Genomic DNA, 23,282 nt, shown 5'->3' on the forward strand with positions numbered 1-23,282 from the left:
AAGAAGTGGTGGGTGGTACTGGGATCGAACCAGTGACCCTCGCCTTGTAAGGGCGATGCTCTCCCAGCTGAGCTAACCACCCACTTCATAACCTTTCAAAGGCACTCACTTGAAAACGCTGATATTGCCTGCGAACAGACTTCATTGCTCGACCAAGTGAGAGGCGCATTTTAAGCATTTGTTCGGCGGTGTCAAATCTTTTTCGGGAAACTCTAAAAAAACCACCATCCACTCGACTCTGCCGCTTCACGACGCTCGCGTTCCAGTTCTAACTGAGCATAGTCTTGCTCCAGCTTCTCAATCTTTTGATCCGCTTCAAGTGGAGCCGACGGGCCGCCACCAAACGGCCAATACCAAGGCGAAGGCTCATATATCCCTTCGCGCTCCAAACGCTCCAATTCCAACTCACGCTCTTCTTCAAGCAGCGCCATTTGCCGTTCGTAATCGGCATCTTCATTGGCCTCTACAATCGAAACCGCGGCATGGTTTGGTGCCAACAAGTCACTATTCAGGAAGCGTGTTGAGACGATCTCCTGCTCCTGCATGGCGTATTCTCTGGTAACCAGCTGCAGGTCACCCTGCGCCAGAGGGTGCTCGGGATCGAGGTCAGGATGCGCGCGCGTAGGCTCAGAAACCTCGTTGTAGCGTAGATAGTAAATCCCGCCCGGCTCAACCTCTAACGTGGCGTCTGCAATCTGGCTGAGACTGAACGAGTTCAACCCTTCCAGCCCCAGTAGCGGCCTGCGCATGGCGATATGACGTTCGCCAGGGCTCACTACCAGCCACGTGAAGCTATCATTGCGGATATTGAAATAATGGGCGTCATCGATGTAGACGCTAGGGGCTTCAATTTCATCAGCGGCCCACTGAGAGTGGGTGCGATAGAAGTAAAGTACGGCATGTTCGCGATCCCACTTATCGTTATCAATGTGCACAAAATCATGGCCGGAAACCGGGTGCAGAAACGACCCGGTACTTTTGCCAATAGACTGGTAAATCGTGCACCCAGACGCCGACAGCATGGCCGCAATTAACAACACACGAAAGCAAAGTGAGCTCAGCTTAAAAGGCTCAAAAAAAGACACAGGGGTTTTCATTTTGTTAACTCTTCATCCTTTGGTGAGTAGCCTGATCATAGCAACTGCCAAGCGCTATAAATGAGAGCTACCGCAAGGGATGAATAACAAACCGTTACTGCACTGACATCTCGTTACGAAGCTGATTAACCTCTTCTGATAACCGCACAAGCCGCGAGGTAAATTGGGCGCGAGACGAATCAATGGCCTGAACATCTTTCTTCAAGGCCGCAAGCTCATTTTCAAGCTGCTTGTTACCGTCACCCCCAGCAACCTTTTTCTCCAGAGCTGACAAGCGCCCCTCAATCCCCTTGATACCGAGCTTCTGCTCTTGCTCAAATCGCCTCACCCGGCGCTCAACCACCTGATCCACATCCGCCAACTGCTTGCCTAAAGTAGTCAACTGCTCCGTCGCCTGTCGGTTTGCACCCTCCAAAACTGCAACCGACGTATCGGTCTGCTTTTTAAGCGCCGCCAAATCCGCAGTCAAAGACGTCTGCACTTTTTCAACCGTAGATCCCACATCTGCCAACGCCTTCTCGCCCTCCGCAAGGCCCGCCTCTAAAGCAGAAATTCTCTCTTGCTGATCATTGAGTCGTTTCTTATTCCGCTCATTCGCTACCACCCAAAGCTTGCGAATCTCACTATCCGCCTCATCCAGCTGCTTTTTCTGGGATTCCAACTGCTCAGTCAGCGAAGCACCACGCTCCTCCAAACTCTCCCCCGTCTCGGAAAGATCCCCCTCGAACCGCGCCAACGCCAGCTTACTCTGACGCGCCCAATAATCCGCCTCCTCCAGCTGCGCTTCCAGTAGCTGAATCCGTTGATTTTGGGAATACCAACCCGCCACTGAAGCCACGGCCACGGCAATAACCAACAACCACAAAACAGCCAAACCCGACCGACCGCTACCACCTCCGTTGCCGTTACCCTTGGCGGGCTTCGATGGTCTGGATTTCCCACCTCCTCCCTCGGCGGACGATTTCGGCTTCTTCTGAGCTGGCGCCTTCTGCTCTGGCGCACCAATAGGCCGCTCGGCTCTCAGTTCATCGTCATCTGGACGGATGGGTTCCATTACAGCTCCTGAATATGGACGGTTAAATTAACTGGCACTGATAATACATGCAGTTGTCAGAGTGTTGAAATGACGAAGCCTACTGACACCTTCGGTCTGGTCGCAGACGCGTATATTTTCGGGCACGTCGACGGGGGCTCTTCCCCGGGAATGTCGAAGGCCAAGGACGGCCGAAGACAAGCGCACAGGGAAGTGCTTGTAGCGGTTCCCGGGGAAGAGCCCCCGTCGACGTGCTTCTCCATAAACAGGCCAAACACCTTCCTTGCATGGCAGATAGCCAAAACATACAATGTTCGGCTTTCCAATTATCACAGGACAGTTGCGTATGCAGCCGCTTGTAGGACTTATCATGGGCTCCAAATCCGACTGGCCCACCATGGAACACGCCGCCACCATGCTCGAAAAACTCGGCGTTGCCTATGAAACCAAAGTCGTCTCCGCCCACCGCACCCCGGACCTGCTTTTCGACTACGCGAAAACTGCCTCCGACCGCGGCCTGAAAGTGATTATTGCAGGCGCTGGCGGCGCAGCTCACCTACCCGGCATGGTCGCCTCGCAAACGTCCTTGCCGGTTCTGGGTGTGCCTGTACAGTCCAAAGCCTTGAGCGGCCTCGATTCGTTACTTTCCATTGTTCAAATGCCTGGCGGCATTGCCGTCGGCACACTGGCCATCGGCAACGCTGGCGCAACAAATGCAGGCCTATTAGCTGCGCAAATTATTGGCACTTTTGATGAAGGTGTTCGAAAAGCAGTAGATGAATTCCGGACGACACAGACCCAAACAATTCTGGACAATCCTGACCCGAAAGATCAGTAGCCCCAAATCCGTGCAAGAGCGTGCGGGAAGGGCTTTCCAAAACACGCTGTGAATACGTCCGTGTACGCTTGGCTCCGCCATCCATGGCTCCGCACAGTTTTGGAAAGCCCTTCCCGCACGCCCCCAAAACTTTGACTAATGCCCGACAACGGCAGGAGAATACAAATGAGAATTGGTGTATTAGGTGCCGGCCAACTGGGAAGAATGCTTGCCCTCGCCGGTTATCCGCTGGCCAAAACCTTTGTTTTCTATGACATGTCCGGCAGCCCCAGCGCTGGTCTGGGTGAAGTCATCATCGACCGCGAAGGCAAATACCTCGACGACTTCCTATCGCGGGTCGATCGCGTCACCTACGAGTTTGAACATCTCCCGGTAGATGTGGCAGAAAAGCTGGCGAGAGAAAAACCCGTTCACCCCTGCCCCCGCGCCCTGCAGGTTTGCCAGAACCGCGAAGCCGAAAAAACACTGTTCGGCGAGCTTGGCATCCCCACACCACAATGGAGAATCGCCGACAGCGCTGAGTCCCTAAAAGCCGCAGCAGAAAGCCTTGGCTGCCCGGTTGTAGCCAAATCCAACACCGAAGGCTATGACGGCAAAGGCCAGGCTGTATTGAAGAGCCCCGAAGATGCAGAAGCCGCATGGGAAAGTATTGGGCACCCACGGCTAATGGTCGAAAAATTTGTAGAGTTCAGCCGCGAAGTGTCTATCATCGCTGTGCGTGGTGAAGATGGCCAACTGGCGTTTTACCCGATTTCAGAAAATGTTCACCACGAAGGCATTCTTCGGTATGCCATTGCGCCAGCACCGAAGCTTGAAAAACACGTTCAAGAAGATGCAGAGCGATATATAAAAGCTCTGTTGAATGAACTGGGGTACGTAGGTGTACTTACACTTGAGCTTTTTGAAACAGCCAATGGACTGGTCGCAAATGAGATGGCACCCCGAGTTCACAACTCCGGGCACTGGACCATTGAAGGCGCGATGACCAGCCAGTTTGAGAACCATATTCGGGCGGTGAGCGGGCACCCACTGGGCAGTGTTGAGCATCGCGGTTTAAGCTGCATGATTAACATCATTGGAGAACACGGCGATGTTGAACGCTTACTTGAACTCCCCTACGCTCATGTACACCTTTACAATAAAGGCGAACGGGCTGGCCGCAAGCTAGGCCACGTCAACGTATTGGCCGACAGTTATGAAGAACTGGTTTGGCGAGTTCGGAACTGTGTGCAGTTTTTACCCGGCAGCCCTGAATTCAGCAGCTCATTACACAGCAACCGTATAGCCTGAATCATCTTACGGGGTTGATATCGCTCAAATCGACCCTATATTAGTGCAGTAACACTCACCATAATAGAGAGACTAGGGAGAACGACCTCATGGCATTTGAACTTCCAGCACTACCTTACGCAAAAGACGCACTAGCACCACACATCTCTGCTGAAACCCTCGAGTATCATTACGGGAAGCATCACAACACCTACGTAACCAAGCTTAACGGTCTGGTTGAAGGTACCGACAACGCCAACAAGTCGCTTGAAGATATTATCAAAAGCGCTAGCGGCCCGCTGTTCAACAACGCAGCTCAGGTGTGGAACCACACTTTCTATTGGCACTGCCTAAGCCCTAACGGCGGCGGCGAGCCAACAGGTGCGGCAAAAGAAGCCATCGAAAAGGCTTTCGGTTCTTTCGATAACTTCAAGAAAGAATTTAATGACAAGGCAGCCAACAACTTCGGCTCTGGCTGGACTTGGCTGGTAAAGAAGGCTGATGGCAGCGTTGCCATTGCCAACACCAGCAACGCAGAAACACCGCTTACCGGCGCAGACAAGCCTGTTCTGACGGTAGATGTTTGGGAGCACGCCTACTATATTGATTACCGCAACTCCCGTCCGAACTATTTGGAAGCGTTCTGGAATCTTGTTAACTGGGATTTCGTGAACGAAAATCTGGCCTAATCAATTTGGCTAGTGTTCCAGATTCAGCTGGTAACGGCTGAATGTAAGACGCCCGCATTCAGCGGGCGTTTTTGTATAATCATTAATCAAATTTACAAATTGAAACGCCAGTATCCTGAACTATTTGAAATAATCGTCGATACTTGATGATGCAGTGTCGTTTAATCTAAACCATAATCCGTACCGTTGGCGCCATTTCGCTAAAGTCGCCAGCGCAATCCAGCTTCAAGTCTACGGGCGCCTAGTGGATAGGCTAACGACGGGTCTAAATGCGGAAATCTTTTGAGGTTGAAAATCGTCTCGGCTATAGAATCCTTCGCTGGATACTGGCCGTCGCGCTGATCAGCGGTGTGATTTTCAGCGCCATACAGGTGGTGCTAGATGCACGCCGCGTGTCTGCCGATCTGGACAATGAAGCCATGCAAACCATCGCCATGGTTAAAGATGCAGCAACTCAAGCTGTGTTCAGCATTGACGCTGATCTGGCAGACCAAGTAGTGGACGGCCTGTTTGCTCGTGAAGCCGTCCACCTAGCCCAGATACTCCACACAAACGAAGAGCCACTTAGCAGCCGTAAGCGACCTATGGCCGAGAGCATCTTTAGGCCGTTGACTGACGCCATTTTTGGTGTAGAGCGCCATTACCGCACAGAGCTGAAACGCAGCAACGGTTCAGGTTTGGTGTACGGTTATTTTGATGTTCACTACGATACGGTGCCAGCTGCCCACATATGGTTAGGACGCGCTACCGCGACCTTCACTTCAGTGGTTGCTACTGCGGTCATTCTCGGCATGGTTCTGTTCTTCGTGTTTTACATTCTGTTAACCCGCCCACTGTTGCGCATTGTACATTCGGTAAAACAGGTAGATCCGGCTCACCCAGATGACCGCCTAATTGCTACGCCAGCTGGCCATGAGAAAGATGAACTCGGGCTTTGGGTGGGCGCCACCAACACTCTGCTAACTGCCATTGGTGAGAGCCAGAAGCGCCATCGCGAAGCTGAAGACAGAGTAAGCCGGCTCGCACGCTACGATCAGCTTACAGGGCTGCTCAGCCGCGACAGTTTCATGGAACTGTTAAAGGCCGATATTGAAGAGTCCAAGCGCAGTCACATGCTGTTGTCCGTAACCGTATGCGGCATCGATGACTTCAAATCCATCAATGACCAATGCGGTTTTCGCTCAGGGGATCTTACCCTTCAAACCGTAGCAGATAGGCTGGTTAATTCTCTAAGTGGGTCGCGCTTCACAATCGCACGCCTTGGCGGAGATCAATTTGTTGTTGTAGAGAAAGGGCTCAAAGACGGCTTTCAGGCCGCTGATACTGCCGAAGCTATTCTCGCCGGGTTCAGCGAAGCCATAAACCTAGAGGGCCAGACCGTTTCCATGACAGCAACATTGGGTATTGCACTTTACCCCTCTGATGCCAACCAGCCCGATCGTCTGCTCCAGAGCGCGGAGCAGACCATGATGCTGGCCAAACAAAAAGGCCGGGATCACTTTCAGTTCTACGTGGCTAGTATCGATCAGGAAATCCGAGACCGTAAACAGCTAGAGAACGATCTATCAAAAGCCTTATCGCTTAACCAACTGCACCTTGTTTACCAGCCCCAGATAAATCTGGAGACCAAGCGGGTTATAGGCGCTGAAGCGCTGCTCCGCTGGGAGCATCCTGTGCGCGGGCTGGTACCGCCGGATTATTTCATCCCGGTTGCAGAGAATAACGGCTCCATTGTCGAAATTGGTCAGTGGGTTCTAGAACAAGCCTGTCTTCAAGCCAAACTTTGGGCAGACAAAGGGCTGCCGTTGCGCATTGCTGTAAACCTGTCCGCAGTGCAGTTACGCCAAAGCACGATTGTTGATGACATTCTGGGTACGTTGAAGCGCCACGATATTCCGGCCGGCCGGCTCGAACTGGAGGTGACAGAAACCAGCTTCATGACCAACCTGTCCGATGCCGTAGCCAAATTACATACCCTGAATCGAGCGGGCATAAGCCTTGCGGTAGACGATTTCGGTACTGGTTACTCCTCCCTCACCTACCTTAAAAAAATGCCGGTGCAACATCTGAAAATTGATAAGCAGTTCATTCGTGACCTGCTCGTAAATGAAGAAGATACTCGCATCACCAACACCATCATCGACCTTGGCAGAAGCCTCAATTTAACCGTTGTCGCCGAAGGTGTGGAAACGGCAGAGCAAGAGTATTATCTCACCCAACGGGGGTGCAAACTGGCGCAGGGGTACTTTTTCAGCAAGCCCCTGCGACCAGCTGATTTCGAGACGTTTGTGCAGGGATTTCACGAGAAAATCGTAGAAAATAACACCTGACCCATTACCTGTGAGGATTTGCCATGGGCACTACCATTATTGGCCTGATCGTTATTGCCGTTGCGGTAATCTATCTGGTTTTTATTTATAACCGTCTGGTTTCTCTGCGCAACCAGTTCAAAAATGCCTTTGCGCAGATTGATGTGCAACTCCAACGCAGGCACGACTTGATTCCTAATCTGGTAGAAGCTGCCAAAGCCTATCTAACCCATGAAAAATCAACGCTCACACAAGTCATGGAAGCCAGAAACAATGCGGTGAGCGCCCAGAAAGACGCCGCAAAAGATCCCGGCGACGGCACCAAAATTCAGCGTCTTGGCGGCGCCGAGAATCTGCTAACCAAAGCTCTAGCCAACTTCTATGCGGTAGCGGAGAACTATCCTGACCTGAAGGCCAATGAGACCATCCAGCAATTGATGGAAGAGCTTTCCAGCACAGAAAATCGCGTGTCTTTTGCCCGCCAAGCCTATAACGATGGTGTGATGAGCTACAACATCTTCCGCGAGCAATTTCCCAATAACGTGATTGCAGGCATGTTTGCCTTCAAAGAAACCTCCCAGCTGGAACTTGAGTCTCCAGAGGCCCGTCAGGCGCCTAAAGTGGCCTTTTGAGGCCCTGACACATGGCTCACCCCGGGTTTTTCCAGCGTCAGGCCAGCGCCCGGCGCAACACCAGTCTGTTGGTCGTTTTGTTCCTTACAGCTGTGGTGCTGATCACTCTGGCTGTGTGTTTGGTGGGTTACTTCGTAACCCGCAGCGAAACCTCCAGCCAACCCTTCCATCACTGGCTGGTTTCCAGCCACGGTCTGATTACCGCCGCAGCCGTGGTAATTCTGATTTGCATGGGCTCATTGATACGCTGGGCGGATCTTGCCGGTGGCGGTAGTCGAGTTGCAAAAATGGTTGGCGCCCGCCCCATTGACCCAGATACTCGCGACAGCGACGAGCGCACGCTGTGCAATATTGTAGAGGAAATGGCCATTGCAAGCGGTGTGCCTGTGCCGGAACTCTACATCATGGACAACGAGACGGGCATCAATGCCTTTGTAGCGGGTTACACTCCTGGCTCGGCCGTTATGGTGGTCACTCATGGCGCGATAACACAGCTAACCCGAGACGAACTGCAAGGTGTTGTTGGGCACGAATTCAGCCATATATTTAATGGCGACATGCGTTTAAACGTTCGCCTGATTGCTTTGCTAGCTGGCATTTTGATGATCGGGCAGATTGGAGGGTTCCTGCTTCGCTCATCATTTTACAGCAGCGGGCGCACCGCCGGCCGCAACCGGGACGGACGAGCCCAAGCCGCCATGGGCGTTGTTGGCATAGCGCTGTTTGTAATCGGATATGTGGGTGTTTTTTTCGGACGATTGATACAGGCCGCTGTATCCCGACAACGGGAAACCTTAGCCGATGCGTCTTCGGTGCAGTTCACCCGCAACCCGGACGGCATTGGCGGCGCCCTCTTTAAAATTGGGCTCAGGGGTAGCTATTTGGATACCACCGGTCATGCCAGCAACATGAACCACATGTGCTTTGGAGAAGCGGCACGCATGAAGTTCACCTCGCTGCTTGCGTCTCATCCACCGATTGAACAACGCATTCACGCCATCCAGCCCGGGCTTATGGCGCGCCTGAAAAGCCGCCTTCGCGACACGGAATCGGGAGCCGACCTGCGCTCCGCAACGGCGGGATTTCAACCAGCTGGGGTTTCAGGCATCGCAAGTGCAGCCACCGACCTCTACGGCACCGTCTCTGGCAGGCGCACGTCGCTTTCCGGCTCCGCAATTGCCACGCATGCTGCCCCCGGCCCCGACAGTATGCAAAGGCTCTCTGAAAGAGTCGGCACCATCAGCCCTGAAGGTGAAGACTTTGCAATCAAGCTCCTCCAGCAGCTGCCCTCAACCTTTCGCGGCTTGCTCTATACCCGGGCGGGCGCCATTCAGCTGTGTTATGCGCTGCTTATCAGCGATCTGACCCAACAAGAGCAGACTAAACGGCTCGAATTGCTTCCCGAACATTCGTTATTTGGCCCGCAATCCGACCTGATTGCAAAGCTGATCCCGACACTCCAGAAAATGGGTGACGCCGTTCGCTTCCCGGCCTTAGAGCTGGCAATGCCTGCACTCAGGAAGCTCGATCCTGAAGAACGGGCGGATTTGATTCGGTGGGTAAGAGTATTAGTGAACGCAGACAACAAAGTAACGCTGTTTGAGCTGGCGCTTACCAGTTTCCTTTCGCGCCACCTCGGAGTGGATGCTGCCCGGGCCATTCCCGTTCGCTATCGCAGCTATAAGACCGTGATGCCTGCATTGCAACAGCTTCTGAGCCTCTTGGCTCGAGCCGGGGTAGGCAACACTCAACACGAGGCTCAAGCGCTGTACCATGAAGCTATGGCGGGCTTCGCCAGCAGCGGTAGTGAAGACCACCCAATGCTGGCAAAAGTAAGCATGCGTCAGTTGCAGGAAGCACTGACATCACTGAACGGGCTCTCTCCGTTGTTAAAGCCTGCTGTTATCGACGCCTGCGGACACTGCATCACTTACGATGGAGTAATTGAGCCGAGGGAGTACGAACTCATGAGGCTAGTGGCAGACCAAATGGACTGCCCAATGCCACCGATGGTGGTGTGAGCAAGCAGGCCTACGGGGCCTGCTCCCCCTCCCCTGTACTGAACAAAACGTTCACACCCGGGTTTGATTTAACCTCTGGGAGGCCCAGCTTGTTGCGTATATCGAGATTGACCTTCCAGAGTTTATTGAACTTCTCCGAGGTAACCGTAACTGCTTCCGCTTTACCCAACATGATCTTCGGCCGCAAAAACACCAGCAGATTACGCTTTACCCGGCGCTCAGACTCCGACGAAAACAACCGGCCCAGATATGGGATATCGCCCAACAGCGGTACCTTGCTCTTGCTGACCGTGTAATCATCGCGGGTAAGACCGCCCAGCACGATGGTTTCACCATCATCCGCGAGCACGGTTGTCTTGATCTCACGCTTGTTAGTTACGATGTCAGATGCGTTATCAATGCTATCGGCTACGCTTTCTGTTGTTTGCTCTACCACCAGCCTCACAAGCCCATCCGCGCTGATTGTTGGCGTTACCTTTAACGTAAGACCAATATCGCGACGCTCAATGGTCGTGAACGGGTTAGTAGTGCCATCACCAGCCACCGTAGATTGACCCGTACGGAAAGGCACATTTTGGCCCACAATAATTTCCGACTCTTGGTTATCCAATGTGATTATGCTCGGCGTCGATAATAGGTTTGCCGCCGCTGAGGTGGACAGCGCCTGCAGGAGAATGCCCCAGCTAACCCCACCCTTGTCTCTTTGGCCAGCCCCCATAGTTATGCCGCCAACCGCTGGCGCAATCGCTGATTCGGTCAATATTGCGCTCAGTACATCACCGAGGCTCCTACCAACGTTGCCAAAATTGGTGCCCATCACGGGTGTTGAGGAGCCTGATTCATCGCCGACAGCTACCTGAACGCCCAAATCTTGACCCAGTTCATCACTGATTTCCACAATCGCAGCTTCAATCAATACCTGAGCACGGCGCACATCCAGCGCAGCGACAATTTCCTCCGCTTCCTGCATCAAAGACGGCTCACCACGAACAACCAATGCGTTCAGCCCTTCATCTGCGAATACCGCAAAATTACCCTGAGGTTTCGTACTGGCGCCACCACCAGCCGCACCACTTCCACCGGCTGCCTCCTTGGTGACCTCACCCATAATGCCTTTTAAAAGCTCACTAAGGCCTTTTGCATCAGCATGCTTAAGACGGATAACTTTAGTGGCCCCACCACTGGCAGAAGGCTGGTCCAGCTGTGCAATCAGGCCGCGCATTTTGCCACGAAAGGTTTCATCGCCACGAAGAATAAGGCGATTGCTGCGCTCATCAGCAGTGACGCTGTATTTTCTTGCAGAGTTATCGTTACCTGCACGACCAAGCTCATCCGGAGCAAGCTCTTGCAATAAGGCAACCATATCGCCAACCCATGCCTCTTTTAGCTTGATAACTTCCACTTCGTATTTCGACGGGCTATCCAACTCCCGAACAATTTGCTCCATGCGTTTAATATTAGACGCGTGATCACTAATAATCAGGGCATTGGCGGCAGCCACACCCGCAAGGTGACCATACTTTGCGACCAAGGGCCGCAGAATAGGAACCAACTCCAGCGCGTTGGCGTTATCGATCTGGATAACCCGGGTTATAAGCTGCTCGGAGGGAATACTTGAAAAACGCCCCAGCACTTCGGCGGACTGCTTCGCATCAACTTGCTGAACAACCTTGATAACCTCTTCCCCGGGAATAGCCGTAAACCCGTGCACGTTGAGCACGGCTAGAAACAGGTCGTAGATTTCGTTCTTGTTCATCGGGGCACTGGAAAGAACCGTTACCTTGCCCTTCACCCTAGGGTCTACCACAAAGCTGTATCCGGTAATGTCTGCAACCTGAGTAACAAAAGCGCGGATGTCTGCGTCTTTGAGGTTCAGCCGCCAGGTTTCGTCCTGAGCGTAGGCTGCCGACATAAGAGGAAGAAGGATAAGCAGAGCCAAGGTCCGCAATAAATTGGTCTTGTAGTTATACATCTGGCGATTTTGTCCTGTATCGATGAACCCTGTCAGCGCCACTGCTCAGGTATGGCATAACTTATGGTGAGGATAGACCCGTCACGTTCGATTTCTATATCAAGGCTGGTCTGGCCACGCCAGCTCTCCAACAGCGAGCGATCCTGCTCCACATCACCCAAGCGTTGCCCGTTGATGGCAGTAATCACATCGCCAGCTTTGAGGTTCACGGCATTCAGCATGGCATTGGAACCGTTGTACACATAACCAGAAGCGCCTGTCTCATCAACCGGGCTAAGGCCGTAAGGCGTTAGAGCGGCCACCCCAGCACTATCGAGTTGCTGCCGTGCGTTTTCTAAAAACGCTTCGGGCGAGGATTCTGCAGGCCTGCGAGCCACTTCCGCAACCATTGTGGATGAGTCATCTTCCTCGAAGGTTAATGACTCATAGCGTCCACCCCGGCGAATCAATATGCGCTCGGACTCAACTTCGGCCAGTTCGGCATTACCGGGCAAAACGTCGCCAACACGATACCAGGCTGTTTCGCCATTGCTCCCGGCCACTATAGCACCAGAGTCTTCCGGGCGCTGACCTACTAGAACACCTTCAAGCCTAAGGCTCAACCCTGTTTCCGGCGCAGCTCGCTTAGCAGCTTCTGCCACTTCTCCCGTCGCTTCCGCGCGACCAAAAAACTCGTAGCTTGCCATGGGATAGCTACTTGAACTCAAACTCCCGGAAGCCCTACCCGCAGAGGAGTCAGCACCAGAAGAAACCGCAACCGGCTTGTCTTGCCAGACAAAAAGCCAAGTGACATTCGCCATCGCGATGCCCAAATAAATGACCAGCCACATAAGGAGCACGTTAGCGACCGCTTTCGCTATTCGATGCTGGGTTTCCGGGGCTGGCGTAACCGTCATCAACGAGCCCCCGGCAACAGCGGCTGCTTTATGCGGAACACAACATCATCGGGGCTAGCCGTGTCTGACCAAGGCTGGCCAGCCAGATCTATCATGCGTTTATAAACCCGCAATTCCATCATACCGTTCCACAGGATGTTGGCATCTGCAGCCGGGCCGTTACCCGCCTGCTCTGAAACAACCAGCTCCACACCGCCGCTTGTGGTATCGATATTGGCCTGCATGGGTGGGAACTGTGCTTGCCCTGTCTGGTTACCCATAGGCCAGCTTACACTCCCGCCAGCCCATCTTCCGAGACCGTCCGCACGAACCATGCGGTCATCCGCCCATTCGAGAATCAAGCGGTCGATGCTTACATCGCCTTCAATCATCGCGCCGCCGCTGCGGCGAATCAGTTCTTCAAACTCAACCACGGCCACATGACCGCGAGCATTCAGCCGAGCATTTGCAGGCCAGCCCAAGGTTATATCGCCCGCAATAGACGACTGCAGAGATTCCACAGAAACCCGCACAGTCTGCTCCAAACCCGTAATGGACGGCCAACCAAGCTCCCACTCAATTCGTAAAGGAAAACCCGCAACAACAACCCCAGCCGCGCCATCCCAAAGCTTGCCCGCCACCTGCTTCACTTGAACCTGAGGAGGCAAAGAAACATGAGGAGAAGCCTGCTGCCACACCCAGCCGGCAGGAACAAATACAATCAGTGCACCGATATAGAAAAACAGCCCAAGCAGCATAAGCAAAAACAGCTTACCGAGGCGAAAGAAAGGCTTGGATTCAGCGTCACTCATTCAGTTACACACAAACAGTTGACCGGTTGCCGAGTCTAACAAACGCTTTCGCCAAGTTCATGACAAAAAAACAAAAACCCCGCGCCAGTGTGAACCGACGCGGGGTTTTCGAAAGCAGATCAGGCCACGTCTCTCAATTTGAGACGCAGTCGGAATCAGCGAGTTATGAACGGCATCACATCATGCCGCCCATGCCTCCCATTCCACCCATTCCACCCATATCTGGCATACCGCCACCGGCTTTCTCGTCATCCGGCTCATCTGCAACCATCGCCTCAGTGGTAATGATCAAAGATGCAACAGAGGCAGCAGCCTGCAGCGCAGAGCGGGTTACCTTGGCTGGATCCAGAATACCCATTTCCAGCATATCGCCGTACTCTTCAATCGCAGCGTTGTAACCAAAGGAGCCTTCGCCTTCGCGAACCTTGGCAACAACAACTGAAGACTCACCGCCAGCGTTGGAAACGATCTGGCGCAATGGAGCTTCCATCGCACGGCGCAGGATGTTAACACCGGCTTTCTGCTCTTCGTTGATCGCGTCAACCTTATCCAGCGCGGCAATAGCGCGGATCAGGGTTACACCACCACCAGGCACAATGCCTTCTTCAACAGCAGCACGGGTAGAGTGAAGGGCGTCTTCAACGCGTGCCTTCTTCTCTTTCATTTCCACTTCAGAACCGGCGCCCACCTTGATGACGGCAACACCGCCAGCCAGCTTGGCTACACGCTCTTGAAGCTTCTCTTTGTCGTAGTCTGAAGAACTGTCTTCAATCTGCTTACGAACCTGCTCAACGCGAGCTTCGATATCAGCCTGAGCACCAGCACCATCAATAATAGTGGTGTTTTCCTTGGTTACGTTTACACGCTTGGCTGTACCCAGATCGTCCAGAGTTGTGTTCTCAAGGCTCAGACCAACCTCTTCGGAAATGACAGTACCACCGCTCAGAATAGCGATGTCCTGCAGCATTTCCTTGCGGCGATCACCAAAGCCCGGCGCTTTAACAGCAGCTACTTTTACAATGCCGCGCATGTTGTTAACAACCAGAGTTGCCAGCGCTTCGCCTTCGATGTCTTCGGCGATGATCATCAGTGGCTTGCCAGCTTTGGCAACAGCTTCCAGTACCGGGAGCAGCTCACGGATGTTGGAGATTTTCTTGTCGACCAGCAGCATGTATGGGTCATCAAGCTCAACAGACATGTTGTCCTGATTGTTGATGAAGTACGGGGACAGGAAGCCGCGGTCGAACTGCATGCCTTCTACTACGTCCAGCTCGTCTTCCAGGCCACGGCCTTCTTCAACCGTGATAACGCCTTCCTTACCTACTTTTTCCATTGCGTCAGCGATGAGCTTACCAATGGTCTCATCGCCGTTGGCGGAGATGGTACCAACCTGAGCAATAGCACGGCTGTCGTCGCAAGGCTTGGCCATTTCACGGATAGCTTTTACGGCTTCCGCCAAACCCTTATCGATACCGCGCTTCAGATCCATCGGGTTCATACCCGCGGTTACTGATTTAACACCTTCATTAACGATAGACTGGGCCAGAACAGTGGCGGTAGTAGTACCATCACCGGCTGTTTCATTGGCTTGGGAAGCAACTTCCTTAACCATCTGGGCGCCCATGTTCTCGAACTTGTCTTTCAGTTCGATTTCTTTGGCAACCGATACACCGTCTTTGGTAATAACCGGAGCGCCGAAAGACTTCTCCAGAACCACGTTACGGCCTTTGGGACCCAGAGTTACCCGAACCGCGTCTGCAAGGACGTTGACGCCTGCAACCATGCGCTTACGGGCGCTATCACCGAATTTAACTTCTTTTGCTGACATGTCTTCTATTCCTGTTCGTTAAACCGAATTCGTTGAATCAATCGGGTTACTGACTGTTCGTGCGAATTGCTTCAGCGATCACTCAAGCACGCCGTAAATATCGCTTTCGCTCATGATGAGCAGCTCTTCACCGTCGATTTTTACGGTATTGCCGGCGTATTGGCCAAATACCACGGTGTCACCCGCTTTGACTGCCAGCGCACGAGTCTCGCCATTTTCCAGAACACGACCGTTACCCACGGCGATAACTTCACCCTGAGACGGCTTTTCTTTTGCATTACCCGGCAGCACGATGCCACCTGCAGTTTTCTCTTCTTCTTCTTTACGGCGTACAACGACACGATCGTGTAGCGGACGAATCTTCATTGCTCGGTTTCTCCAATTAGTCAGATTAATGTGGCAATGACATTTGCTGTTGATGGCCGAATTGCTAGTGCAATCCGACAAAATTGCCCGGCCTCTAACTTGCTGTTTTCCAGCCAGTATCAGCCTGCGGCTAACTTGTGAAACCTATGTGGGGTTGGCCCGAGGGTTTTCAACACCCGCAACCATAAATTTTTTCACTTTTTATCGAGGCGATCCCGGTCGGTTTTTGTCTCGTCCCGATATTCCCCTTCGATAATATCGCCGCTCCCCTCGCGGTCGAACGGGCGCTGGCGCCCGAAGGGATTACTGCGATCACCAGAAGGGTCGTCTCCGAACGGGGAACGGCCACCACCAGCGCGGAAATAAAACCCGCCGCTTTGGCTCGAAACCACCATGCGCTTCAAGGCTTGCGCAGCCAGCCAATGCCGACTAAACGGCAGCAAACACAAAAACCCGACAGCGTCGGTAATGAAGCCGGGGGTAAGCAAAAGCACGCCACCCACCGCCAAAATCAACCCCTCTGCCACCTCTTTTGCGGGCAACTCTCCGCTATTCAAGCGTTGATTGGCCTTAAGCAGCGTCGCCAGCCCTTGCTGGCGTAGCAACCAGGCGCCAATCACGGCCGTTAACAACACAAAGCCGATGGTATTGAACACACCAATTGCACTGCCAACCTGAATGAGCACAGCCATTTCGGCGATGGGCATGATAATGAAAATAAACAAAAATATGGGCATCAGGGTCTCGTCGTCGCGGCACGTACTATTTAACTTAGGGCAAAACCTGAAACTTCAAGATTTGGTGGGCATTTGTCTGGCTGGGCGGCCGATGAAAACCGGGCGCTTTCAGGCGCTTATTGCCAACGAAACCGCCCCATAGCTACCCGGCCATTGATTACTTCCACGCCTTCAGCCTCCAGAAGGGCAACTTGTTCTTGATAAATGTCGGAGCCTTGGGGAAAGGCAATCTGGCCATTGCTGCGGATAACACGATACCAGGGAACTGAGTGGCCCGGAGGAAGCTTGCCCAGAGCACGACCAATGTAACGGGCCTGTCGCCCAAGGCCCGCCATTTCTGCTACTTGGCCGTAGCTTGCGACCTTGCCAGCCGGGATAGCAATAACAACCTGCCAAATTTTCTGGTCTTTCGTCGGCTCATCTCGCTGCTCCATAGCATCTACCCTCCTGTTGGTTGAGGAACGTCTGACTCGCTGCCACCCGAATGATCCGGCGCCAGAGCATCCAGTCTTTCACCCTGACGAATCATAAACACCGACAACAGAATAGCCGGGACACCCATAAGGCCCGCCACCAGGAAAAACTCTGCATAGCCAAACCCCGCAACCACCATGCCTGAGAAGCCCCCCAAAAACTTGCCTGGCAGAGTCATTAGAGAACTGAACAAGGCATACTGAGTGGCGGTGAAGGAGGCACTGGTCATACTGGAGAGCCAGGCAATAAGGGCCACATTGGCAATACCGCCACTGAGATTATCGGCACTCACCACAACCGCTAAGGTGGCCAGATTAGGCGGATACTGGGCCAGAAACACGAACAGAAGATTGGTGCTCGCAGTCAGAATGGCGCCTACAAGCAGAATTTTTCTTGTGCCATAACGCACAACTAAAACACCGCCCGCGAGGGAGCCGGCGATGGTCATGAAAAATCCAAATATCTTGGTAACGTCTGCAACTTGGGTTTTGCTGAACCCCATAAAGTCCAGATAGAAAGGGTTTGCCATCACACCCATGGCGATATCGGAAATGCGGTACACGGCAACCATCAACAAAATTGCAATGGATAACTCTTTGTAGCGGCGAAAGAAATCGAGAAATGGGCCGGCCACAGCCGCATAAAACCATCCCGCAAAGCGGGCTATCCGCGGGCCAAGGTGGGTTCGCTTAGCGGCTTCTTGCTCAATTTTGTGCGCTATGTCCTGAGCTGCAGAATAGTGGTTCACTCTGGGCTCTTTCACAATCAGTACGGTTATAGCTCCCACGCCAACCAAAGCAGCCATAACCTCATAGGACACCTGCCAGGACCAGAACTCTGCCAGATACAAAGCTCCAGCCCCGGCAACCAACAAAGCCAGCCGATAGCCGAAAATGTAAGTTGCCGCTAGCGCTGCTTGCAGACGTTCCTCCGCAATCTCAATACGGTAGGCATCTATAGCCACATCCTGAGTTGCAGAGGAAAACGCCACCAGCAACCCGCAAAGCGCTAGGGTTTCAGGTACCGCAATGGCGTCCACATGGGCCATCAGGTATAGGCCTGTTGCAATTCCCGCTTGCGCGAACAAGATCCAGCTACGGCGCTTACCCAGTAGCTTATCCAGCACCGGCAGTTTCAGGCGGTCCACAACCGGCGCCCAAAACACCTTGATGGAATAGGTAATTCCCAACCAACTAAAAAAGCCGATAGTGGCGGTTTCCACGCCCACATCCGCCAAGCGGGCGTTCAAAGTGGAGAAAACCAGCAAAAACGGTAACCCGGCAGAAAAACCGAGAAACAGCAAGGCAATCACCTGCCAACGGGTGTAGGTGTATAGCGTATCCCGGATTAGGTCCAGGCGAGTGCCGGTTGAGATGGTGGAGCCTCCGGGTTAGTCGCGAAAATTATTGAACTGCAGAGGTACATCCAGTTCCGTCTCTCGCAACAACGCAATGGCGGTTTGTAGATCGTCCCTTTTCTTACCGGTTACCCGCACTTTGTCACCCTGAATGCTGGCTTGCACTTTCAGCTTGGCATCTTTAATGAGCTTCACAATTTTCTTCGCCATGTCTGTTTCAATGCCTTGCTTCAAAAGCAGGTGCTGTTTTACCAGCTTGCCAGCTTTGCTTTCGCCATCTTCAGCAAGGGCACGGCCGTCAATGTTGCGTTTGGCGAACGCCATTCGCAGCATATCCATTAGCTGCTCAAGCTGAAACTCCTCCGGAGCGCTGATGGTAAGGCCTTTCTCATCCTGCTCAATATCCGCATCCACGTTCTTGAAGTCCCAGCGATTACCAAGATCACGCTTGGCCTGATCCACCGCATTGGTGACTTCGTGCATGTCAATTTCAGAAACAATGTCAAAAGAGGGCATGATCGTTATTCTCCAGGAGCTGTAGCGAGTATACTCTTTGCTTTAAAGTGAGGGCCAAGCATACCAAGCCCCGGAATTCCCCGCATCTGACAATGGACTGGTTAAAGTAGGTAACAATGCCAAACCTGGATCTTCCTATCCTCGTAGTAGACGACGCGAAATTCAGCAGTATGGTCGTTGGCCGAACCCTGCGAAATGCCGGATATCGCGACGTACGTATAGCCAACGACGCTCTGGCGGCCCTAAAACTGATGGAACAGCGCCCAGTGAGCGTGCTGATTGCAGACTGGCTGATGCCCGAAATGGACGGGTTGGCGTTAACCGACCGGGTGCGCCAGCAGGATGAACAGATTAATCACTATACTTATGTGATCCTCCTGACTGCCCGGGAGAGTGTAGAAGCCTTGGCGGAGGCCTTTGATCGGGGCGTGGATGACTTCATTTACAAGTCCGACATGACCAAGCAACTGATCCCACGAATTTTTGCTGCGGATCGTATGGCAGATCGCCAGAACACACTGTTGCGCGCCAACGCCCTGCTCATCGAGAACAACCGCGAACTGGAATCCAGCAACATCATTGATCTGGAAACCGGGCTGTGCAACCACCGTTACGGCCGCGACCGCCTTACCAAAATGCTTCGGCATGCAGAGTCCAGAGGCGGCGCAACCGCCTATGTATTGTGCGGGATTCGAAACTGGCAAGAGTTGAAGCGCAAGCACCCGCCCACGGTAATGTCCGAACTGGCGGTTGGTATCGCTCGCAGGCTAAGCACCCTGATTCGCCCTATTGATGTTTTATGCCGTGTGGGCGACAACCAGTTCGCGCTTATTGCGTATTTCTCCAACAGCGATCACTGCACAACAACCGCCTTCCGCCGGGTTTTCGATGGTATTAACCATAAAGCACTGAAAACCACGGCTGGCTATATTTCCGTTGAAGCAAGTATGGCGCTATGCAAGGCAGATGCACAGCATGGCACGCCATCCATTCAAGACATGGAGCAAGCAGCTGTGCACGGCTTAGTAGATGCCTATGAAACTCGGCGATTTACCGATACCACACCAACGCTGGGAACAAGCGCCTGACGCAAAGAACAATCTGTAACATTGAGACACACATCACACACAGACATATTTAAGCGAAAGACCTATTCTGAAATTGTGGATTTAAGCAGTATCCCCCATGGCGGAGGAGCCGAGTTGTACCTCCGCCGCCAAATGGGAAATCCACCGAATTAACGAATTTTTCAGGCACTTTCGTTTGTTCTCCTTTTTTAGGCCAGCTTCTTAGCTGGCCTTTTTGTTTTTTACCCAGACACAACCCCCTCGCTTCAAGTCGTTCGGCGCAAGTTTCGCTATACTCTGGCCATAACATCTAGCAACTGTGCAGCCAACATGAAATACCTTGGAACCGCCTCTGTCGCCGCGCTCCGGCAATACACCCGCGCCGCCGAATCTGCAGGTGCCGACACTGCCGCCCTTTTTAAAAAAGTAGGCCTTAATTCCGCCATTCTGGATTCCGATGAGGGCCGAATAAACGGTGAGCAGTTTCAAAGCTTCATTCGTTTACTATGCCAGCAAACCAACAACCCGATACTTGGTCTGGAAACCGGGGATTTCGTGCAGCCGGGCTCCTACAGTGTGTTGGGCTACATCACCATGAGCTGCGCTACGCTGGGGGAAGCCGTCGCCCGGATTGCACCGTTTGAAAAACTGGTGGGCGACATGGGCACAACTGGCCTTACCATGGCGCAAGGCTCTATCAAGCTCACTTGGAACTGCAACTACGACGACCCGATTGTACGACCACAAGTTGTAGACAATGTTTTCGCCTCCTGGGTTAACTATGCCCGCTGGCTTGCAGACGATACAGCCGCCTCCCCCAACAACGTGCGATTGAAACGACAATCCCCCGGCACGGATCTGGAACAGGCTTACCAAAAGCGCTGGAATTGCCCGGTACACTTTGGTGCCGATGAAGATTCCATAACCTTAAAGCAGGAACTGTTGGAAACTCGCCTGCGACAACCAGACCCCTTACTGCGCAAAACTCTAGAAGCCCATGCCCTCACCCAGCTGGCTTCGCTGGACACGGATACAGACCTGATATCTCAAGTAAAACAGAGCATTCAGAAACAGTTGATGCACGGCATAACCCGGCAAGACATGGTGGCTGAGGATCTGGGTGTTACAAGCCGAACTCTGCAACGAAAGCTGAGCCACGAAGGCGTTTCTTATCAGAAGCTACTGGATGAGGTTCGCCAAAAAATGGCCGAGGATTACCTTTTGAACAGCGATCTGAGCATTCCGGATATAGCGTTAAGGCTGGGGTACAGTGAAACTACGTCGTTTCATCGGAAGTTTAAAGCAGTGGCGGGAATGACGCCTGGGGAGTTTCGTCAATCGAAGCCTGTTAGCTGAGCATAAACGGCCTGGGCGGGCAGAGCCTCCCAGAAAACGCCCGTGAATACTTCCCTGTAGGGCTCGGTCGCGCCATCCTTGGCGCTCCACGTTTCTGGGAGGCTCTGCCCGCCCCGACCTGCCTGACTGTTTGCCAGCCGCTTAGCTAAAACTTAAAGCTTGCGACCTTTACCCGCAGCAATCCGCAGGCGGAGTGCATTCAGTTTGATGAAGCCTTCTGCATCCTTCTGATCGTAAGCACCGTGATCTTCTTCAAAGGTCGCGATGGTCTCATCGAACAGGGAATCTTCAGACTTACGGCCAACAACATCAACATTGCCCTTGTACAGCTTCAGGCGAACAGTACCGTTGACGTATTCCTGAGTCTGATCGATCAATGCCTGCAGCGCTTCACGCTCTGGCGACCACCAGTAACCGTTGTAGATAACCTCGGCATAACGGGGCATCAGGCTGTCTTTCAGGTGCGCTACTTCACGGTCCAGAGTGATGGACTCAATGGCACGGTGTGCCCGCAGCATAATCGTGCCGCCTGGTGTTTCGTAGCAACCGCGGGACTTCATGCCCACATAGCGGTTCTCAACAATATCCAAACGGCCGATACCATTAGCGCCAGCAACTTTGTTCAGGTTTTCCAGCACTTCGTGAGCCTTCATCTCCACACCGTCAACAGCGACGATGTCACCCTTGCGGTAGGTTAGCTCGATGTAGGTAGGGGTATCTGGAGCTGCTTCCGGAGACACACTCCAGCGCCACATATCTTCCTCGGCTTCAGACCAAGGGTCTTCCAAATTCATACCTTCGTACGAAATGTGCAGCAAGTTGGCATCCATAGAATAAGGGCTCTTACCCTTCTTCATGTCTACCTGAATATTGCGCTCGGCACAGTAAGCCAGAAGCTTCTCACGGGAATTCAAATCCCACTCACGCCAAGGCGCAATCACTTTTACACCCGGCTTAAGCGCGTAGGCACCCAACTCAAAACGAACCTGATCATTACCCTTGCCTGTAGCGCCATGGGAAATAGCATCCGCGCCAGTTTGATTCGCAATATCGATCAAACGCTTGGCAATCAGCGGGCGGGCAATCGAGGTACCCAGCAGGTATTCGCCTTCATAAATGGTATTGGCTCGGAACATCGGGAACACGTAATCGCGCACAAACTCTTCGCGCAAGTCCTCGATGTAGATTTCCTTAACGCCCAAAGCTTCTGCTTTAGCACGGGCTGGCTCAACTTCCTCGCCCTGACCAATGTCAGCCGTGAAGGTTACCACCTCACAGTTATAGGTATCCTGCAACCACCGAACAATAACAGAGGTATCCAGGCCACCAGAGTAGGCCAGAACGACCTTTTTAATATCAGACATGCTTATTGTGCTCCAGACTGAACAGAATGGATGTATTGAAAAGAAGGGACGTATTGTACGGGATGGTGGGGGAGTTGGCTATTGGGGGAAAGGAGGGGGATCACCCCCTCTCCCCCGGCCCCTCTCCCGCGAGGGGAGAGGGGAGCTAAAAGCCTATCCCTGAGACAGGTGCGCCATAGTCGCAGGCAGTGCAATTAAAGCCCCTCTCCCCTCGCGGGAGAGGGGTTGGGGAGAGGGGGTGAAGATTATTTCAATCTTTAACCAACCTGAGCAGACTGCCCCACGGCCTCTTCCCGAATGCCATCCCATCCATCTTTGATGGAACGCAGCAGATCAGCAACTTCGTCCAACTTGGCTACATCGTTCTTGGCGTTGGCTTCAAACAGTGTGCGCTCCATATAGTCATAAAGAGCTTCTAGCCGTTCGGCTAGATCACCGCCTTTTTCAAAATCCAGAAAGCTGCGTAAGCCGCCAATAATCTCAATAGCTTTGGTGATCAGCTTACCTTTGCCGGCATAATCATTAGCCTGCATGCGGGCCTTGGCCATATTGATACGCTCCAGTGCACCGTTATATAGAAGCTGAATCAGCTTATGCGGATCTGCATCGGTGATGCTGGTTTGAGTATTTACTCGTTGGTAAGCTTGTAAACCGTTCATGATTAACCTCG

At 52.9% G+C, this 23,282-nt stretch carries 21 protein-coding genes and 1 tRNA gene; 8 read left to right on the forward strand and 14 right to left on the reverse strand.

The window, feature by feature from the left end:
* Window positions 1–6 precede the first annotated feature (6 nt).
* The 3 genes from FE845_RS02665 to FE845_RS02675 all read right to left on the reverse strand — a co-directional run bounded on the left by FE845_RS02665 (window position 7) and on the right by FE845_RS02675 (window position 2,151).
* Window positions 7–82, reverse strand: a tRNA-Val gene (locus FE845_RS02665).
* 130 nt (window positions 83–212) lie between these two features.
* Window positions 213–1,022, reverse strand: a complete 810-nt coding sequence (locus tag FE845_RS02670) for a DUF2846 domain-containing protein (protein ID WP_200361863.1) — start codon at window positions 1,020–1,022, stop codon at window positions 213–215.
* 169 nt (window positions 1,023–1,191) lie between these two features.
* Window positions 1,192–2,151 (reverse strand): hypothetical protein, encoded by a 960-nt coding sequence (locus FE845_RS02675; RefSeq protein ID WP_200361619.1) that lies wholly within the window; start codon window positions 2,149–2,151, stop codon window positions 1,192–1,194.
* A 325-nt stretch (window positions 2,152–2,476) separates the two neighbouring features.
* On the opposite strand from FE845_RS02675, the gene purE reads away from it, so the two are divergent.
* The 6 genes from purE to FE845_RS02705 all read left to right on the forward strand — a co-directional run bounded on the left by purE (window position 2,477) and on the right by FE845_RS02705 (window position 9,888).
* A complete protein-coding gene (purE, locus tag FE845_RS02680; RefSeq protein WP_200361620.1) occupies window positions 2,477–2,968 on the forward strand; it encodes a 5-(carboxyamino)imidazole ribonucleotide mutase in 492 nt (163 codons plus the stop codon).
* Between the two features lie 165 nt (window positions 2,969–3,133).
* On the forward strand, window positions 3,134–4,258 hold the full coding sequence (locus FE845_RS02685; RefSeq protein WP_200361621.1) for a 5-(carboxyamino)imidazole ribonucleotide synthase: 1,125 nt from the start codon (window positions 3,134–3,136) through the stop codon (window positions 4,256–4,258).
* Between the two features lie 89 nt (window positions 4,259–4,347).
* Window positions 4,348–4,926: a superoxide dismutase [Fe] gene (gene sodB, locus FE845_RS02690; protein WP_200361622.1), complete on the forward strand. Its 579-nt coding sequence runs from the start codon at window positions 4,348–4,350 to the stop codon at window positions 4,924–4,926.
* A gap of 269 nt (window positions 4,927–5,195) precedes the next feature.
* A complete protein-coding gene (locus tag FE845_RS02695) occupies window positions 5,196–7,256 on the forward strand; it encodes a putative bifunctional diguanylate cyclase/phosphodiesterase (RefSeq protein ID WP_200361623.1) in 2,061 nt (686 codons plus the stop codon).
* A 23-nt stretch (window positions 7,257–7,279) separates the two neighbouring features.
* Window positions 7,280–7,867 (forward strand): LemA family protein, encoded by a 588-nt coding sequence (locus FE845_RS02700; protein ID WP_200361624.1) that lies wholly within the window; start codon window positions 7,280–7,282, stop codon window positions 7,865–7,867.
* Between the two features lie 11 nt (window positions 7,868–7,878).
* A complete protein-coding gene (locus tag FE845_RS02705; RefSeq protein WP_200361625.1) occupies window positions 7,879–9,888 on the forward strand; it encodes a M48 family metallopeptidase in 2,010 nt (669 codons plus the stop codon).
* 10 nt (window positions 9,889–9,898) lie between these two features.
* On the opposite strand, the gene gspD is transcribed toward FE845_RS02705, so the two are convergent.
* The 9 genes from gspD to FE845_RS02750 form a co-directional block, all read right to left on the reverse strand.
* Window positions 9,899–11,860: a type II secretion system secretin GspD gene (gspD, locus tag FE845_RS02710; RefSeq protein ID WP_200361626.1), complete on the reverse strand. Its 1,962-nt coding sequence runs from the start codon at window positions 11,858–11,860 to the stop codon at window positions 9,899–9,901.
* Window positions 11,861–11,892: 32 nt separating this feature from the next.
* Complete coding sequence (locus FE845_RS02715) at window positions 11,893–12,756, reverse strand: type II secretion system protein N (RefSeq protein WP_200361627.1); 864 nt, start codon at window positions 12,754–12,756, stop codon at window positions 11,893–11,895.
* On the reverse strand, window positions 12,756–13,547 hold the full coding sequence (gene gspN, locus FE845_RS02720) for a type II secretion system protein N (RefSeq protein ID WP_200361628.1): 792 nt from the start codon (window positions 13,545–13,547) through the stop codon (window positions 12,756–12,758). Before gspN ends, FE845_RS02715 begins: the two co-directional genes overlap by 1 nt.
* 175 nt (window positions 13,548–13,722) lie before the next feature.
* The gene (gene groL / locus FE845_RS02725; protein ID WP_200361629.1) at window positions 13,723–15,375 is read right to left on the reverse strand and encodes a chaperonin GroEL; all 1,653 of its coding nucleotides are present in this window, start codon (window positions 15,373–15,375) and stop codon (window positions 13,723–13,725) included.
* 78 nt (window positions 15,376–15,453) lie between these two features.
* The gene (gene groES, locus FE845_RS02730) at window positions 15,454–15,741 is read right to left on the reverse strand and encodes a co-chaperone GroES (RefSeq protein ID WP_200361630.1); all 288 of its coding nucleotides are present in this window, start codon (window positions 15,739–15,741) and stop codon (window positions 15,454–15,456) included.
* Between the two features lie 194 nt (window positions 15,742–15,935).
* Window positions 15,936–16,478 (reverse strand): FxsA family protein, encoded by a 543-nt coding sequence (locus FE845_RS02735; protein ID WP_200361631.1) that lies wholly within the window; start codon window positions 16,476–16,478, stop codon window positions 15,936–15,938.
* Between the two features lie 116 nt (window positions 16,479–16,594).
* The gene (locus FE845_RS02740; RefSeq protein ID WP_200361632.1) at window positions 16,595–16,912 is read right to left on the reverse strand and encodes an MGMT family protein; all 318 of its coding nucleotides are present in this window, start codon (window positions 16,910–16,912) and stop codon (window positions 16,595–16,597) included.
* Between the two features lie 5 nt (window positions 16,913–16,917).
* Window positions 16,918–18,264 (reverse strand): AmpG family muropeptide MFS transporter, encoded by a 1,347-nt coding sequence (locus tag FE845_RS02745; RefSeq protein ID WP_200361633.1) that lies wholly within the window; start codon window positions 18,262–18,264, stop codon window positions 16,918–16,920.
* Window positions 18,265–18,342: 78 nt separating this feature from the next.
* Window positions 18,343–18,825 (reverse strand): YajQ family cyclic di-GMP-binding protein, encoded by a 483-nt coding sequence (locus tag FE845_RS02750; protein ID WP_200361634.1) that lies wholly within the window; start codon window positions 18,823–18,825, stop codon window positions 18,343–18,345.
* A 116-nt stretch (window positions 18,826–18,941) separates the two neighbouring features.
* Here FE845_RS02750 and FE845_RS02755 point away from each other — a divergent pair, with 116 nt between their 5' ends.
* The gene (locus FE845_RS02755; RefSeq protein ID WP_200361635.1) at window positions 18,942–19,913 is read left to right on the forward strand and encodes a response regulator; all 972 of its coding nucleotides are present in this window, start codon (window positions 18,942–18,944) and stop codon (window positions 19,911–19,913) included.
* Window positions 19,914–20,222: 309 nt separating this feature from the next.
* On the forward strand, window positions 20,223–21,248 hold the full coding sequence (locus tag FE845_RS02760; RefSeq protein WP_200361636.1) for an AraC family transcriptional regulator: 1,026 nt from the start codon (window positions 20,223–20,225) through the stop codon (window positions 21,246–21,248).
* A gap of 152 nt (window positions 21,249–21,400) precedes the next feature.
* Here FE845_RS02760 and FE845_RS02765 read toward each other — a convergent pair whose 3' ends face one another.
* Both FE845_RS02765 and fliS read right to left on the reverse strand, forming a co-directional pair.
* A complete protein-coding gene (locus tag FE845_RS02765) occupies window positions 21,401–22,612 on the reverse strand; it encodes an argininosuccinate synthase (protein ID WP_200361637.1) in 1,212 nt (403 codons plus the stop codon).
* A 257-nt stretch (window positions 22,613–22,869) separates the two neighbouring features.
* Window positions 22,870–23,271: a flagellar export chaperone FliS gene (gene fliS, locus FE845_RS02770; protein ID WP_200361638.1), complete on the reverse strand. Its 402-nt coding sequence runs from the start codon at window positions 23,269–23,271 to the stop codon at window positions 22,870–22,872.
* Between the last annotated feature and the right edge of the window lie 11 nt (window positions 23,272–23,282).

Source organism: Marinobacter sp. 1-4A (assembly GCF_016597725.1).
Classification (GTDB): domain Bacteria; phylum Pseudomonadota; class Gammaproteobacteria; order Pseudomonadales; family Oleiphilaceae; genus Marinobacter.

Coding starts and splice junctions, on each gene's coding strand:
- FE845_RS02670 (WP_200361863.1), bottom strand. CDS start 1,022: ATGCTGTCGGCGTCTGGGTGCACGATTTACCAGTCTATTGGCAAAAGT.
- FE845_RS02675 (WP_200361619.1), bottom strand. CDS start 2,151: ATGGAACCCATCCGTCCAGATGACGATGAACTGAGAGCCGAGCGGCCT.
- purE (WP_200361620.1), top strand. CDS start 2,477: ATGCAGCCGCTTGTAGGACTTATCATGGGCTCCAAATCCGACTGGCCC.
- FE845_RS02685 (WP_200361621.1), top strand. CDS start 3,134: ATGAGAATTGGTGTATTAGGTGCCGGCCAACTGGGAAGAATGCTTGCC.
- sodB (WP_200361622.1), top strand. CDS start 4,348: ATGGCATTTGAACTTCCAGCACTACCTTACGCAAAAGACGCACTAGCA.
- FE845_RS02695 (WP_200361623.1), top strand. CDS start 5,196: ATGCGGAAATCTTTTGAGGTTGAAAATCGTCTCGGCTATAGAATCCTT.
- FE845_RS02700 (WP_200361624.1), top strand. CDS start 7,280: ATGGGCACTACCATTATTGGCCTGATCGTTATTGCCGTTGCGGTAATC.
- FE845_RS02705 (WP_200361625.1), top strand. CDS start 7,879: ATGGCTCACCCCGGGTTTTTCCAGCGTCAGGCCAGCGCCCGGCGCAAC.
- gspD (WP_200361626.1), bottom strand. CDS start 11,860: ATGTATAACTACAAGACCAATTTATTGCGGACCTTGGCTCTGCTTATC.
- FE845_RS02715 (WP_200361627.1), bottom strand. CDS start 12,756: ATGACGGTTACGCCAGCCCCGGAAACCCAGCATCGAATAGCGAAAGCG.
- gspN (WP_200361628.1), bottom strand. CDS start 13,547: ATGAGTGACGCTGAATCCAAGCCTTTCTTTCGCCTCGGTAAGCTGTTT.
- groL (WP_200361629.1), bottom strand. CDS start 15,375: ATGTCAGCAAAAGAAGTTAAATTCGGTGATAGCGCCCGTAAGCGCATG.
- groES (WP_200361630.1), bottom strand. CDS start 15,741: ATGAAGATTCGTCCGCTACACGATCGTGTCGTTGTACGCCGTAAAGAA.
- FE845_RS02735 (WP_200361631.1), bottom strand. CDS start 16,478: ATGCCCATATTTTTGTTTATTTTCATTATCATGCCCATCGCCGAAATG.
- FE845_RS02740 (WP_200361632.1), bottom strand. CDS start 16,912: ATGGAGCAGCGAGATGAGCCGACGAAAGACCAGAAAATTTGGCAGGTT.
- FE845_RS02750 (WP_200361634.1), bottom strand. CDS start 18,825: ATGCCCTCTTTTGACATTGTTTCTGAAATTGACATGCACGAAGTCACC.
- FE845_RS02755 (WP_200361635.1), top strand. CDS start 18,942: ATGCCAAACCTGGATCTTCCTATCCTCGTAGTAGACGACGCGAAATTC.
- FE845_RS02760 (WP_200361636.1), top strand. CDS start 20,223: ATGAAATACCTTGGAACCGCCTCTGTCGCCGCGCTCCGGCAATACACC.
- FE845_RS02765 (WP_200361637.1), bottom strand. CDS start 22,612: ATGTCTGATATTAAAAAGGTCGTTCTGGCCTACTCTGGTGGCCTGGAT.
- fliS (WP_200361638.1), bottom strand. CDS start 23,271: ATGAACGGTTTACAAGCTTACCAACGAGTAAATACTCAAACCAGCATC.